The organism is Gemmatimonadota bacterium (genome assembly GCA_009841265.1).
Classification (GTDB): Bacteria; JAAXHH01; JAAXHH01; order JAAXHH01; family JAAXHH01; genus JAAXHH01.
This window is the reverse complement of the sequence record VXMB01000009.1, coordinates 702324-717890: the sequence shown is the minus strand read 5'-3', so window position 1 is coordinate 717890 and position 15567 is coordinate 702324. Positions and strand designations below refer to the sequence as shown.

General features: G+C 62.9%; 9 protein-coding genes and 1 pseudogene. 1 reads left to right on the top strand and 9 read right to left on the bottom strand.

Translation table 11 applies throughout. The annotated features are described in order from the left end of the window. Nucleotides 1–5: 5 nt before the first annotated feature. Both F4X08_08000 and F4X08_07995 read right to left on the bottom strand, forming a co-directional pair. Entirely contained in the window at nt 6–3254 is a 3249-nt protein-coding gene (locus tag F4X08_08000; GenBank protein MYD25740.1) for an isoleucine--tRNA ligase, read from the bottom strand. 212 nt (nt 3255–3466) lie between these two features. Continuing rightward, nucleotides 3467–4318 carry a M48 family metallopeptidase gene (locus F4X08_07995; GenBank protein MYD25739.1) on the bottom strand — a complete coding sequence of 284 codons (852 nt, stop codon included), beginning with the start codon at nt 4316–4318 and terminating at the stop codon, nt 3467–3469. Between the two features lie 147 nt (nt 4319–4465). On the opposite strand from F4X08_07995, the pseudogene F4X08_07990 reads away from it, so the two are divergent. Beyond that, a pseudogene (locus F4X08_07990) lies at nt 4466–5854 on the top strand (sulfatase-like hydrolase/transferase). Between the two features lie 80 nt (nt 5855–5934). On the opposite strand, the gene F4X08_07985 reads toward F4X08_07990, so the two are convergent. The 7 genes from F4X08_07985 to F4X08_07955 form a co-directional block, all read right to left on the bottom strand. Continuing rightward, on the bottom strand, nt 5935–7611 hold the full coding sequence (locus F4X08_07985; GenBank protein ID MYD25738.1) for a hypothetical protein: 1677 nt from the start codon (nt 7609–7611) through the stop codon (nt 5935–5937). Next, a complete protein-coding gene (locus F4X08_07980; GenBank protein MYD25737.1) occupies nt 7599–8177 on the bottom strand; it encodes an RNA polymerase sigma factor in 579 nt (192 codons plus the stop codon). The genes F4X08_07985 and F4X08_07980 overlap by 13 nt, the downstream gene beginning before the upstream one ends. A gap of 98 nt (nt 8178–8275) precedes the next feature. Continuing rightward, a complete protein-coding gene (locus F4X08_07975; protein MYD25736.1) occupies nt 8276–11200 on the bottom strand; it encodes a formate dehydrogenase subunit alpha in 2925 nt (974 codons plus the stop codon). Then, nucleotides 11193–12866: an NADH-quinone oxidoreductase subunit NuoF gene (gene nuoF / locus F4X08_07970; protein MYD25735.1), complete on the bottom strand. Its 1674-nt coding sequence runs from the start codon at nt 12864–12866 to the stop codon at nt 11193–11195. The genes F4X08_07975 and nuoF overlap by 8 nt, the downstream gene beginning before the upstream one ends. A gap of 24 nt (nt 12867–12890) precedes the next feature. After that, nucleotides 12891–13658 (bottom strand): phosphodiesterase, encoded by a 768-nt coding sequence (locus F4X08_07965; protein MYD25734.1) that lies wholly within the window; start codon nt 13656–13658, stop codon nt 12891–12893. Nucleotides 13659–13661: 3 nt separating this feature from the next. Continuing rightward, nucleotides 13662–15176 (bottom strand): leucyl aminopeptidase, encoded by a 1515-nt coding sequence (locus F4X08_07960; GenBank protein ID MYD25733.1) that lies wholly within the window; start codon nt 15174–15176, stop codon nt 13662–13664. Nucleotides 15177–15272: 96 nt separating this feature from the next. Next, nucleotides 15273–15560: a zinc ribbon domain-containing protein gene (locus tag F4X08_07955; protein ID MYD25732.1), complete on the bottom strand. Its 288-nt coding sequence runs from the start codon at nt 15558–15560 to the stop codon at nt 15273–15275. Nucleotides 15561–15567: the final 7 nt, after the last annotated feature.

Here is a 15567-nt window from a genome sequence, read left to right as displayed (position 1 = left end):
GGGGCTTACTTCAACACCCCGATGCGGGCGACGTGATCGCCGAGTTTGAGTTCGCCGGAGTGGACATCCCCGGGCACGGGCTCGTCGCGAAGCACCGTCGACAGCGTTTCCGTCCTGATGTAGTCGGCGTGGGTATCGATGGCCTCGGCCAGGTCACCGTCCGCCTCGTAGTAGAGCGTGATCCGGTCGTCCACGTTGAAATCGGCTTCCTTGCGGAGATTCTGCACGTGGCGGACGAAGTCCCGCATCAGTCCCTCGAGCAGGAGATCGCGGGTTACCCTGGTGTCGATGGCGACCGTGCATCCGAAGTCCGACGTCACGGACAGCCCGTCGGCGTCTACCCGTTCGACCTCGAGCTCCTCAGGCGACAGATCGACCCGATCACCGTCCACCTCGAGCGTAAGGACCTCGCCGCCTGCTACGAGCGCGCCGGTCTCGTCTCCGTCCAGTGCCTCGAGCGCCGTCCGCACGGCGTTTAGCCGCTTGCCGAACCGGGGACCCCACTTCGAAAAGACCGGCTTCACCGCGTATCCGCGAAACGCATCTTCGCTTTCGACCAGTTCCAGGTCTTTCACGTTCAGTTCTTCCAGCACCTGCGAGCGCAGGCGCTCGATGGTTTTGCCCTGCCGAGCGTTCGCGGGTTGCACCAGCAGCCGGCTGGCCGGCTGGCGGACCTTCATCCGGGCTTCGTTCCGCGCGGAGCGGCCCAGTTCGATCACCAGCATCAGGTCATCCATGTCGTCCATGAGATCCTGGTCGATCAGTTCGCCGGAAGCCTCAGGGTATGCACAAAGATGGACGCTCTCCGGCGCCGATGGGTCGACGGGCGGGACCAGGCTCCGGTAGAGTTCCTCGGCGGAGAAAGGAAGTATGGGGGCGATCAGCCTGCTCATCGTCACCAGCACTTCGTAGAGCGTCTGGATCGCCGACTGCTTGTCCGCGTCATCGCCGCTCTTCCAGAATCGCCGCCGGCTCCGGCGGACGTACCAGGTGGAGAGCACGTCGATGAACCGTTCCGTTTCGCGAACCACCACGGCCGAATCGAAATGGTCCATCCGGTCGTTGCAATGGCGAATCAGCTGATGCAGCCGCGAGAGCACCCATCTGTCGAGTTCGCTGCGGTCCGTTGCGGGGGCGGAAGCGGAAATCGGCGGGCAATCCGGCAGGTTGGCGTAGGTCACGAAGAACGCGTAGACGTTCCACAGCCGCAGCATCTTCCGGGTCACCTCCTCGGCGGGGCCGTAACCGAACCGGAAGACCATGTTCAGCGGAGCGCTGGCGTACTGCCACCGCATCACGTCGGCGCCCATGCGGGCCGTGGCGTCCTCCACGGCGATGGCGTTGTCGCCGCTCTTGCTGAAGGGCTCGCCGTTTTCGTCCCTCATTTCTTCGTAGGTGAGCACGGCCTTGAACGGCGACCGGTCGTAGAGGGTCACCGACATGAACAACTGGGAATAGAACCAGAGCCTGATCTGTTCCCGCATCTCCGTGATCCAGTCCGCGGGAGACCACGATTCCCAGGTGGATTCGGGACCGGGCGAAACCTCGCCCGCCTTGTCTCTTTCGGCTTCCGGTCCGCGCTCCGACCGGATCGTGCCTTCGATCCCCCTGTGCTCCGGCAGATAGTTCAAGGTCGAAAAGGGTACGATCCCGGCATCGAGCCAGCAGTCGCCCACTTCGGTCACCCTGCGGGCGGCCTCGTCGCACCGCTCGCAGGTGATCTCGATTTCGTCGATCCACGGGCGGTGGAGTTCGGGCAGATCGTCGACGAGCGCGGGATCCACGGCCCGCTCACGCAGTTCGGCCGTGCTGCCGATGACATTGATATGGTCGCAGTTCCCGCAACAGTAAAAGGGCAGGGGCAGCCCCCAGAATCGCCGGCGCGAAATGCACCAGTCCCCCATGTTGTCCAGCCAGTCCTGCATCAGGAGCCCGCTGTACTCGGGTACCCACCGGACCGTGGCGGCGGCCCGCTTCATCGGCGCCTTGATCTCGTCCGCGGAAATGAACCACTCGTCGGCCAGGCGGAAGACCAGGGGCGTCTTGCACCGCCAGCAGAAGGGATACCGGTGCGTGTAGTCTTCCCAGCGGAACAGCACGCCCCTGGATTCCAGCTCGCGCCGGACGCCCTCGGCCGAATCCCGTACATGGGTGGCCGCGAGCGGACCGATGTCGTCCGTGAAATAGCCGTTTTCGTCGATCGGCACGATGATGTCCAGGCCCAGTTCCTGTCCGAGCTGGTAGTCCTCGGCGCCGCAACCCGGCGCGATATGGACGATCCCCGTGCCTTCCTCGTCCGAAACCATGTCCCACGGGACGGTGGCACGGTTGACCTCCCGCTGCGCCGGAAGATCCTCCAGCGGACCGTGGAACGGAAGGCCGATCAGGTCCTCCCCCTTTACCGTCTCGACGACTTCGGCTTCCGGCGGCAATACCGTGTCGACGAGCGATTTCATCAGGTAGTAGTGCGCGCCGTCCAGGACCGCCTTCGCATATTCGGCTTCCGGGTGCAGCGCCAGGGCCGTGTTGGCGGTCAGGGTCCACGGCGTGGTGGTCCAGACCAGGAAGTACTCGTCTTCACGGCCGCCGACGCGGCAGCGGAAGAAACAGGATGGGTCGGTCTGTTCCTGGTAGGAGTCCACCAGTTCGTGCTGGCTCAGGCTGGTTCCGCACCGCCAGCACCAGGGCATGGACCGGTGGCCCCTGTACAGCCATTTCCGGGCGTCGCAGGCCTTGAGAAAATGCCAGATATGTTCGATGTTGTTGTCGTCCAGCGTGAAGTAGGACGCCGGATGGCCGTCTTCATGGTACCACTGCATCCAGTGGCCCATGCGGATGGACTGCCGGGTGATCCGCTCCGCATACTCGTCCACCCTCGCGCGGCACGCCCGGGAAAACTCCGCGAGGCCGAAGGTCTCGATATCCCGCTTCGAATCGAATCCCAGCGCCCGTTCGACCTCAACTTCCACCCAGAGTCCCTGGCAGTCGAACCCGTTCTGCCACCGCTGGTTGAACCCCTTCATGGCCTTGTAGCGGCAGTACATATCCTTGTAGGTCCGGCCCCAGGCGTGGTGGACGCCCATGGCGTTGTTGGCGGTAATCGGGCCGTCGATGAAGGACCAGGTGGGGCGATCCGCCAATTGCGCGCGCAACTTGTCGAAAACTCGATGCTCCGCCCACCATGCGAGTATACGCTCCTCCATGGCGGGGTATTCCATCTTTCCGTCAAAGGGCTTGAACATCTGGCCAGACACAGGAAAATCGATGCTCCACAGGTTAAACAGTTTACGAAGCGTTCTGCCGAATTACAGGCGCCAGGCATCCTGGAATCGCTGCCTGAAGGGCATATCTCACGATCCGAAACGCCGGACTGAAAATAGGCCGTAAGGGGGTGTTGCACAAGGTATTTCTGGCTGGCGGAAGGGCTGGCGGGAGGGCGGACGACAACGATCACCAGGCGGTGATTTCAGTCCTTGCCGTCCATAATCGGGAACCGGTTCAGCTCGTCCCTTCGCGCGCGCCAATCGGGCAGGTGCCGGTCGAGGATGCCCCAGAAGCGGCGATTGTGGGAGGGCTCGATCAGGTGGGCCATTTCGTGAACGATCACGTACTCGAGGCATCGCATCGGCTTCTTGGCCAGCTCCAGGCTCAGCCAGATCCGGCCGTTTCGGACGCTGCAGCTTCCCCAGCGGGTGCTCATCTTACGGATCCGCCATTCCTTCACCTTAACGCCCATGAACGGTTCCCACACCGCGATCAGGCGCGGGATGCTCGTCTTCAACCTCTCGCGGTACCACGCGGCGAGCAGGTCCGCCCGCTCATCCCGGCCGGTACCCGGACGAACGCGCATTTCCAGCGTCGAATCGCCCAGGAGACCGACGTGCGGCGGTCCTTCGTGGGTGGTGACGTTCAATACGCGGCCGATGCCCTCCACGTAATGGCGCTCGCCCGACACCCAGGACCGGGCGGATTCCCGTTCCCTTTGGCGCTGTCTTTCCTGCTGCCGCCGGACCCAGGGCATCCGTTTTACCACGACCTGGCGGATCGAATCATCGCCGATGCGGAGCGGCGCGGAGACCCTCAGGCGTCCATCGGGAGGCCCAACCCTGAGGTAAAGGTGCCGGATTCGCTTACGGTGGACTTCCACCTCGATATCGTCCACGCGCAATCGATATACCTTTGATGTCCTTGCCGTGGCGATAGGTTGCTCGCTTTCGGTCTGAGTCTTCGGCGGCCGGATCCGGTCGTTTCGGACCCGCCGTGAGTGCCCGTGTTCTCCTGACGATTCCGCAATATAGGGCGGAAGGCGGACCTGCAAAAGGAGAACAGATCGTTGTCCCCGACCGACTAACCGGTTTGACTTTGATCATTCGAACCCGTTAAATTCCAGTTTCACGATGAATCCTCGGGAGACTTCAGCCGTACGAATCCTTAGCCTGGAAAGGGACGCGAATTGAACCGCGGCAAACCCAATATCCTGTTCTTTTTTACCGACGACCAGCGTTTCGATACGATTCACGCGCTGGGGAATCCCCTTGTTCACACGCCCGCCATGGACCGGCTGGTCGATCGGGGCGTGTCATTTACGCACGCCCATATCCCCGGGGGTACCTCGGCCGCCGTATGCATGCCCAGCCGGGCCATGCTGCATACCGGCCGCACGCTGTTTCATCTCGACGGCGCCGGCGCGGACATTCCGCCGGAGCACGCACTGATGGGGGAATACCTGCGGTCACACGGCTACCGCACCTGGGGTACGGGCAAGTGGCACAACGGCGTCTCGTCATACGCCCGCAGTTTTTCGGACGGCGCGGAGATCTTCTTCGGGGGCATGGACGACCACTGGAACGTACCGGTCTTCGACTACGACCCGGAGGGGAAGTACGAAGGCAGGCTGCCTCAGTGTCCGGATGCCTTCCGCTCGAACGAAGTAAATATACGGAAGGGGGACCACGTGCACGCCGGGCGGCACTCCAGCGAGATCTTCGCAGACTGCGCCGCCGATTGGCTGAAGGGGTATGATTCCGAAGATCCCTTTTTCATGTATGTCTCGTTCATGGCGCCCCACGACCCCCGGACGATGCCCCGGGAGTTCCTGGACCTGTATGATCCCGAAGCCATCCCGCTGCCTCAGAACTTCATGGGCGGCCACCCCTTCGATAACGGCGACCTGAAGGTTAGAGACGAAGTCCTGGAGACGTTCCCGCGTGATCCGGCGAGCGTGCGGCGCCACATCGCCGAATACTACGCGATGATCACCCACCTCGACGCGCAGATGGGACGGGTCATGCAGGCGCTGGAAGACCGCGGCATGGCGGACGACACTATCGTCGTCTTCACCGGGGACAACGGCCTGGCGATCGGCCAGCACGGGCTGTTCGGCAAGCAGAATCTCTACGAGCACAGCATACGCGTGCCCCTGGTCTTCTCCGGGCCCGGCATCCCGCGCGGTGTCCGGCGCAGCGCCTTCGCTTACCTGCTCGATATCTTTCCCACCCTGTGCGATCTGACGGGAATGGACACGCCCGATTCCGTGGAGGGGGTGAGTCTGGCGCCGGCGTTATATGATCCCGGCGCACGCCCGAGGGACACGCTGTTCGCGGCCTACCGCCAGTGGCAGCGGATGGTGAAGGACGACCGGTTCAAACTGATCGAATACGTGGTCGACGGGTGCCGGACGACCCAGCTGTTCGACCTGGAACGCGACCCGCTTGAATGCCGCAATCTGGCCGGTGAAGCTGCTCATGCCGATCGGCTTGCAGCCCTTCGCTCCAGGCTTTCCGACTGGCGAGACGAATGGAGTGACGCGGACAGCGAATGGGGCCGGGCCTTCTGGACCGGGTACGTCACGTGAGGTTTCTCAACCGGCGAATTCGAGGCGCGGATGATGTGCAGATCCATCAACGCCTCGAATCCAGGCCCGTTCTGTGAAGGTCAGGCCGCGGCCACCCGGTTTCCTGCGCTCCGGTACAGCGCTTGCCCCATGGCGCCCATGCCGATGATGACCAGCAGCAGATTGATGACCCAGCCCACGTAGGGCAGGCTGACGGCGATCAGGACCAGCACCAGACCGGCGAGGAGGGGAAGCAACAGTGCACGGACGCCCTCCTGTTTCGGCCGCAACAGCGCGTTACCCAGGAAATGGGCCACGACGATCTTGGACACGTAAAGGCTCAATGCCCATACAGCGGCAATGACCAGTCCTGCGGGCAGCCCGATGAACGTCACGGCGAGCACGACCGCCAGGACCGGCGTGGCCGTGACCAGCACGAACCCGAGTCCCGCGGACGTAAGTATGCCGGTAAGATTGTCCAGCGGTACGCGCCGGAGCACGGGAAGCGCCCAGAGCAGCAGCAGGCCCGACAGGAACGCCGTGACCAGCCAAAGGGCCGTCCAAGCAATGGTCCAGGCTGACAAAAGCCCGTCCTCACCCTCGTCCTGATCCAGTTCGGGAACTTCCACGATGGTTTCGCCGCCAACGATCGCGGCAGAATCCACCTCCAGGCTATCCTCGTCGGGCAACCCCACGTCGATGTCCCCGCCGATGGATGCGGAAGACTGGACCGTTGCCAGGCGGCCTGCGAAAGTAACGTCCCGCTTCACCTCGCCCGATATCGTCAGCGTCTTGCCGAACACCGTAACGTTCCGGCCGACTGATCCACCTACAATGATGTTCTCCCCGAACGCGAAGAGGTCTCCCTCGATCGTTGCGTCAGGGCTGGACCGGAGCGACTGTGCAAATCCGTAGACACTCTGACCGATCGAATTTCCTATGCGAATGACCTGGCCGAACCCGGCGAATCCGCCGCCCACCTGTCCTTCTACCTCGATGGTCCTGCCGAATGTGTAGATATCCCCCAGGACCGAACCCGAGATTTCGATCGACTGGGCGAAGGCAATCAGATCTCCGGTCACCTCTCCGTCGATCCTGACCGTGCGGCCGAAGGCGACGAAAGTGTCGTCGACGATCTCTCCGGCATCCACGGAGATGTTCTCGCTGGACCGTATTTCGATGGCTTCCGCGGGGCGGACGTATCCCAAAACCAACAGCAGCCCTCCAAGCACAACCAACGTGCCGATCGGCCTCCGGAACAGAAGATACAACGAACCCAGCAGCATGATGAACGCGACAGCCAGGCCTACATCGCTTATCAGTGTAACCATGGTCGTACCTCCATTCTGGTAGTATTCGATGAAATAATTACCGGTGCTGAACAGTATGGACAACTGACCGGAAACGTTCAGTGGATTCAGCCACTCGATACTCCATGGAAGTTCCAGTCCCATCACCCAGCCAATTCCCATGCGCATCAATGCCGCGAGTCCAATGACGAGCCCCAGCAGCTTCAAGGTGTGGATGGGCGAAGGCGCGGAGACCGGGGCCGGTTGCGTTTCAGCCAGAAAAGCTTCCGCGTTTCCAATTACTTCGAAGAGTACGTCTCTTTCCTTGCGGAACGCCTGTACGAGGCCCTGGCACCGGGGGCAGCTTTCAAGGTGAGCAGTGAACGACCGTGCTTCGGAACCGGCCAGCTCGCCATCGGCATAGGTCGAGCAGACGATTTCGGATGGACACGCGTCCTGGTGCAACGATTCGTTGGTCATGGTCGGCATAATCCGGTCAACTCCTCTCGCAATCGTCTTCTGGCTCGGTAAATCAGCGTCGCCACCGTGTTTCGGTTCAGATTAAGCGCTTGGCCGATTTCATCGTAGGTGAACTCGTTGTAGTAGGCCAGCACGAGCGGCACGCGGTACCGGTCCGGGAGCGACTGTATCGCCGATCGCACCTGGTGTCCTTTTTCCGCCCGCACCATGATCTCCAGCGTATCCTCGGAAACCTTCGACGGGCCGACCTGGTCGGGATCGGCGGATTCATAGAAATTCACCTCGCGGTTTCGGCGCCGCAACCGGTCGAGACAGTGGTTGGTCGCGGTCTTGAGCAGCCAGTTAAGGGGCGACTTCGACGCGTCCATGGTGGACCGGTTCCGGTATGCACGGAGAAAGACTTCCTGGGTCGCGTCCTCGGCGTCGGACACGGACTTCAGTAGATATCTGCAAAGTGCGAGAATCCGCCGATTATGCGTCCGGTACGTCTCGTCGAACTCGAAACCCGTTGCGCTTGCGCCGCTCTCGGTCGTGTTCACAACCCTACTACGAATGGCGGAACGAGATAGTTTCATTTCCTGATCCTCATACGAGGCGCCAGGCGCGTCATGATCCGCGGAGCAACAGAACGGAACAAGGATGCGTCGTGTTGGCGGACTGCGTGAGGTGTTTGCTAATCACTCGATGGCACAGGCTTCACGGCCACCGCGCAGAACTTGAATTCGGGGATTTTGCCGTCGGGGTCCAGGGCATCGTTGGTCAGGATGTTGGCCGCGGCTTCCTTGAAGTGGAAGGGGATGAAGACGTTGCCGTCAGCAACGCGGTTGGAAGCCCTCGCCTTGAGGGTTATAGCGCCCCGGCGGGAGGATACGGCCACCGGGTCGCCCTCTTCGACGCCCAGGCGTTCCAGGTCCCCGGGCGTCATCTCGACGAAGGGCTCCGGCGAGATGGCGTCGAGGGCCCGGGCGCGGCGGGTCATGGTGCCCGTGTGCCAGTGCTCCAGGACGCGACCGGTGTTCAGAACGAAGGGGTATGCGTCGTCCGGCATTTCGTCCGGCGGGGCGAAAGATACGGGCGTGAACCGGCCCCGGCCCCGGGGAAAGGAGCCGGTGAAAAGCACGGGTTCTTCCAGGGGCCAGACCACGGTTTCCCGTTCCATCGCCTCGTAGGTGATGCCCTGGAATATGGGGGTCAATGCGACGATTTCATCCCAGACCGATTCCGGTCCGTCGTATGCCCATTGCGGGCCGCTCTCCACCTGTTCCATGCGGATCATCCGGTTGGCCAGGTCGATCAGGATGTCCCCGTCCAGGCGGGCCTCGCCGGGCGGCTCGATCGCCTGCCTGCCGATCTGCACCATGCGGTTCGTGTTGACGTAAGTCCCCCGCTTCTCCGCCGCGGTGGAGGCAGGCAGGATTACGTCGGCGAACTCCGCGGTCTCCGTCAGGAAGACGTCCTGCACGACGAGGAACGAGAGCTGCTGCAGGGCCTTTCTGACCTTGTTCATGTTCGGGTCCGAAAGGAAGGGATTCTCGCCCATCATGAGCATGCCCGCGATGCTTCCGTCGAGGGCGCCATGCATGATTTCCACGACCGTCAGTCCGGAGTTTGGGTCGAGCGTGGTATCCCAAGCATCCTCGAAACGCTTTCTCACCTCCGGGTCGTCCGCGGACTGGTAGCCGGGATAAAACCTCGGAATCAGTCCCACGTCGGATGCGCCCTGCACGTTGTTCTGGCCCCGAAGTGGGTGCAGGCCCGTACCCCGGCGGCCGATGTTGCCCGTCATGAGGCAGAGGGAGATCAGCGCCCTCGCATTGTCCGTGCCGTTGACGTGCTGGCTGATGCCCATGCCCCAGAAGATCATCGCGCGCTCCGCCCGGCCGTACTCCAGGGCTACTTCCTCGATCACCGAAGGCGGAACGCCCGTTATCCGGGATGCCATCTCGGGCGTATAGCTTGCCAGGAAGGGTTCCAGGGCCTCGAAGTGTTCGGTCCGTTGCGCGATGAAATCCCGGTCCTGGAGGCCCTCCCGCAGGATCACGTGCATCAGCCCGTTCAGCAGCGCGATGTCCGTGCCGGGCTTGAACCGTACGTACCGGGTCGCGTGGTCGGCAATGGTCGGCCGCCGGGGGTCGAGCACGATCATCCTGACGCCTCGTGCCACGGCCTGTTTCATGTAGGATGCGGCGACGGGGTGGTTGTCTTCCGTGTTGGAACCGATCACAAAGATGACATCGGTTTCAAGGACTTCCTGGAAGGCGTTGGAGACCGCCCCGCTGCCGATCGCCTCGGTGAGGGCCGCCACGGACGAGGCGTGGCAGAGACGCGTGCAGTGGTCGACGTTGTTGGTGCCGAAGACCACCCGGATCAGTTTTTGGAACAGGTAGGCTTCTTCATTGGTCACCTTGGCCGAGCCGAAACCCGCCAGCGCGCCCGGACCCAGCGTGTTTTTGATCTCCAGCAGCCTGCGCGCCGCCAGGTCCAGCGCCTCGTCCCATTCAGCCTCGCGGAACACCTCCCGAATGCGGTCGTTCCATTCCGGCGAACGGAGAGAACGGCGGAAGTCCCGATAGTCCTTGAAATCCGCCGACAGCGGTTGTTTCGGATAGGCTCCTTCCCGGCGGATCAGGGGCTTCGTGAGCCGCTGGGGATGGTGTGTGTAGTCGTAACCGTACCGCCCCTTGACGCACAGCCGGCCTTCGGTATGGGTATCGTCCCTGCCGGTGACGCCCTCGATACGGCCGTTACGCACGTGGTACGAGACCCCGCAACCCACGCCGCAATAGGGGCAGATGGAATCGACCTGCCGCGTATCCGGCTCGGTTTCTTCGGGGAATTTAGACGTGGCGTCGGGGCCTTCCGGCGCGGTGTTGGGGTCGGCTGCTTCGGGGACGTTCGCGGCGGCACCGGATTCATTCGCCACGGAGCCGGACCCGTTCGCCGAGGTATCGACCAGTCGCTTGTCGGTGAGAGCGCCGGTGGGACAGGTGGCCACGCATTCACCGCAGGACACGCAGGAAGACCCGCCCAGCGGCAGGCCGTTGTCGAAGGCGATCCGCGTATCGCAGCCCTTGCCCGTTCGGCCGATGACGTCGTTCACCTGCACGTCGTCGCAAGCACGGATGCACCGGTCGCACAGGATGCACGCGTTCAGGTCCACCGCGATGACGGGCGAGGAAAGGTCGGGCGACGTCGGCGGATTCGGGCTTGTGGCGGCGAACCGCGACGGGTCGGATTGGAGTTGAAACCCCAGGCGCGCGAGTTCGTCCTGTTCGGCGGGCTTGCGCCGGTCATCCGCGTGCGGCTGCCCGGACTCCAGCAGTTCCACGAGAGTCCGGCGCGCCCTGCGCACCCGGTCCGTGTCCGTGCGCACGGCCATGCCATCTTCGACCTGCCGGATACAGGCCGCCGGCAATGTGCGGGCATTCTCCACGTCGACCACGCAGACACGGCACACGGCGACCGGTTCGAGTTTGGGATCGTGGCACAGGGTGGGGATGTCGATTCCGGCGGAGCGCGCCGCTTCCCAGATCGTGGCGCCGACCGGCGCGGTCAGGCTTCTGCCGTCGATGGTCAGCGTGACGGTGCGACTATTCATCCGGACCGCCCCCGGTGTTTTCTCCAAGGCCAGCCGGTTGACAGCCGCGCGATGCGAAGGCGGAAGGAAAATGCCGGAGCACCGAGGTAAGGGGCAGCGCAGCGGCCTGGCCCAAGCCGCAGATCGAGGTGAGCTCCAACGCCTCGGCGACGTCCGCCACGGGTTCCAGCGCGTCGGACCGGGCATCTCCCTCCATGATCGTGTCCAGCAACTTGACCAGGTGTTCCGTGCCCATACGGCAGGGCACGCACTTGCCGCAGGACTCGTTGCGGAAGAACGACACCGCGTTCCGGGCGAGGTCCACCATGTCCGTTCCTTCGGCCAGTGCGATGACCGCCCCGGAACCCAGCATGGAACCGGCATCGGCGAGCGGTTTGAAATCCAGGGGGAGATCCGCCAAGGACGCCGGCAGGAAACCCGATGACGTGCCACCGGGAGAGAAGGCCATAAGATCGCGTCCTCCGGCAACGCCGCCCCCGTAGTCCCGAATGAGATCGCAGACCCTGGTTCCGAGTGGAATCTCGTATACGCCGGGCCGGTTGACGTGGCCGCTCAGGGCGATGTACTTGCGTCCGACTGCGCCGTTTACCCCCTGGGACCGGAACCAGTCGGCGCCGCGCCGCAGGATGGCAGGCACCCACGCGAAGGTCTCGACGTTGTTGATCAGCGTGGGTTGTCCGTGAAGCCCGTGCGTGCCGGGAAACGGCGGCTTGTTGCGGGGCTCGGCCCTTTTCCCTTCCATCGCTTCGAGCAGGGCCGTCTCCTCGCCGCAGATGTATCCTCCCGGACTGTCGAATATCTCGAGATGAAACGAATGCGCCGAATCCAGCACGCCGTCGCCCAGGTATCCGGCCGTATAGAACGCCTTGATCGTCCTTTCAAGCACTTCGCGCTCACGGTCATATTCGTGGCGCAGGAACAGGTATCCCCGATCGGCCCCTACGGCGAGACCGCCCAGGATCAGGCCCTCGACGACGAGATGGGGGTAGTGGTAGAGGATCTCGCGGTCCTTGAACGTGCCCGGTTCGCTCTCATCCGCATTGCAGATCGCGTACTTGACGTCGGAGGCCGTTTTACGTACGAGGTCCCACTTGACGCCGGTCGGGAATCCGGCCCCGCCCATGCCGCGCAGTCCGCTATCTTTGATGGTCTGCACCAGCCCCTCCGCATCACCGCGCGAGACCCACTGTTTCAGGGATTCCGCGGCCAGCGGGTGATCATAGGGATCGATGAAACCCGGTTTGATCGTTCGCCTGACGGGCTGGCGAGCGATCTTCCCGTCGGCGGCCAGGCGGGAAACGTACCGGCCGAGCCGCTCCCCGGTCATGGACCGGTAGCTGCGACCGTTGATCGAGACCGCCGGCGCGCCGTCGCACTGGCCGAGACAGGAAATCGCGGAGACCTCCCACTGGTCCAGACCGGCATAGCGCACGGATTCCCGCAGGGTCTCCAGCACGTCGCAGGCCCCGTGGAGATGGCAAGAAAGATCGGTACAAACGCGCAGGTCGGCCGAGGGAGGCGGTTCCTGCCGGAAGTGCGGATAAAAACCGGCCACGCCATGGATTTCGTAAAGCGGTATGCCCTTGCGTTCCGAAAGGGATTTCAATTCCTCTTCCGGCAGAAACCCGTGACGTGCCTGTATTGCTCTCAGATCATCGATCAACATGTACCGGGTCCGGATTGGAGACGGTTACAGGGTGAGCTGGTGTATCGAGGTCTTCCAGCGCGGACCGTCGATGTCGACGATGCGGAACGCCGCGGGTTCGTCCGTCGCGATGACGCGGGTGCCGTCCGGCTTGACCACGGGGTCCTTGCGGAACTGCAGGCCCACGCTAGGAGCGATAAGGACCGTCGCATGATCCAGTTCGATGCGAAAGTCGTAGTGGAGGTGACCGCACAGAATCAGCCGCAATGATGCATGGGCGTTGCACATCCGAACAAACCGGCCACCATCCTTCAGAATCAGCTTATCCATCCACGGGACGCCCACCGGTACCGGCGGGTGGTGCATGCACACAGTGGCCGGCAAATCGTATGAAAGCTCCTGTTCCAACCAGTCCAGTTGAACGTCGTCCAGTCTTCCCTCCACCTCCCCCTCGTCGTAGGTATCGAGCACGATTATCCGGTGGCCGCACCGATCCAGCGTGTAGAAATACGGGGCCGGATTCGCGGTGGATTCGTCCAGCATGATCCGGCGGAAAACCGGCCTGTAATCGTGATTGCCCATGGCCATGTGACAGGGAAAGCGTAGGCTGGAAAGGGTGCTTTTCAGCGTCAGGTAGGATGCTTCGGACCCATCATTGCTCTGATCGCCCGTCATGACGACCAGATCGGGTGCGGGGCTCAACCGGTTAACCGCATCTATGGCGGCCTGAAGTCGTCCCAGCGTGTCCTGGCCGTGTACGGGCTGTTGCGCCGCTGGAACGATATGGGGGTCGGAGAGTTGTACGATGCGCATGGATCAGCTCTTCCAGTCCTTTGCCAGTTGCAGCAGCAGTCGCACCCCCACTCCTGTGGCTCCTTTCGGGCAATATGGCTTGCTCGCATCCGTATACGCGGTCCCCGCGATGTCCAGGTGCACCCAGGGACGTTCGACGAACTTCGCCAGGAACGCGCCCGCGGTCAGCGCGCCGGCCCACCGTCCCCCGGTGTTCTTCACGTCGGCGATATGGCTCTTGATCTGGTCGTGGTAGTCCTGCCACAGCGGAAGCGGCCAGACCCGCTCTCCCGCGGTCTCTCCGGCCGTCCGGACCCGGTCCTGCAACCCGTCGTCGTTTCCCATCATCCCCGTGGCGGCGTGGCCGAGGGCGACCACGCACGCCCCCGTCAACGTGGCCAGATCGACCACCGCGGCTGGATTGTACCGCTCCGCGTACTCCAGGGCGTCGGCGAGTACGAGGCGCCCTTCGGCATCGGTGTTGATCACTTCGATCGTCTTGCCCGAGCGGGTCGTGATGATGTCGCCGGGTTTCAGCGCCCTGCCGTCCGGGAGGTTTTCGGTGGCCGGAACGAGTCCCACCACGTGAACGGAAGGTTTAGACAGGGCGATGGACCGCATCGCGCCGATCACGGCGGCCGCACCGGACATGTCGTGCTTCATATCCTCCATGCCGCCGCTAGATTTGATCGATATGCCGCCGCTGTCGAATGTGATGCCCTTGCCGATGAATACCAGTGTATCCGTCCCGTCGGTCGCTTCGCCGTGTTCCAGCACGATGAATCGAGGCGGCTCCTCGCTGCCGGCATTGACGGCGAGCAGGGCGCCCATGCGCTCGTTTGCGATGTCCTTCCGCGTCAGGACGCGGCATTTCAGTCCGGTTTCCCCGGCCATATTCCGGGCGGCGGCGGCCAGCTTGCGCGGGGTCATCGCATTGCCGGGCGCGTTGGAGAGGTCCCGTGCCAGGGTTGTGCCCTCGGCGCTTATCTGACCGTCTTCAATCCCGTCCCTGATCTCATAGGCCTGCGCCCGTTGCGGTGTCACGACGGCCACCGAATCGAGCCCGGGTCGATCTTCATCGCCGGTCTTGAAGTCGTCGTAACGGTATGCGCCAAGCAACAGGCCTTCCACTGTGGCCTGAGCGCAATCCCTAAGCTCGAATACCGGTGCGCCGGGACCGTCTGGTCCGCCCGGTCCGTGCACGGTTATGGACAGTTCGGATACCCCGAGTTTCAGCGCCCTTCTGACGGCTACGCCGGATGCGCGCCGTGCCGTTTCAAGGGAGAATTCATCGCGCGATCCGAGTCCCACGAGGATAATACGGCCCGGCGGCGCCTGGCCGAGCGGATAAAGCACCGCGACTTCCTGGTCTCCGCCCTTGAAATCTCCCAGGGCCAGTACATCCTGCAGATACCGGTGCAACGCGGGTTCCATGACCTCGGCGTCGCTCTCCTCGAGCTGTTCCTCTTTGAACAGCCCAATGATCACGGTGATGTCGGCTTCCGATCCGATCCGTCCGATTTTAACGTCTATTTGCATGCGCTTCTGTCCGTATTGGGGCGGTCGGCGGTTCCGTGCCGCGGGTAGGGAAACCGGCCCGAATACACTGGCGTCCTGCAAAGGGATTCCATGAGACTAATGATGGCATCCGCAGCCTGGTCCGCAAGACGAGGAGGGAACAGGTGCCGGTGTTGCCGCGGTAGCCGCGGATTCTTTTGCCGATGTAGCCGTAGCGAAAGTGGAGAACTTCCTGAACACGTCGTCTGCTGAGCACGTGGGACAGGAAATGCTTTCCGATGCGGCCGCGTTCATTACGAGCATTTCGAAATCATCGTCACAATATGTGCAGTGGTACTCGAAAACAGGCATGGCGGGTAACGCTCCTGTGGGATTTGCGGCGACGAGCTGGAACCCGTTCGCCATTGAACTG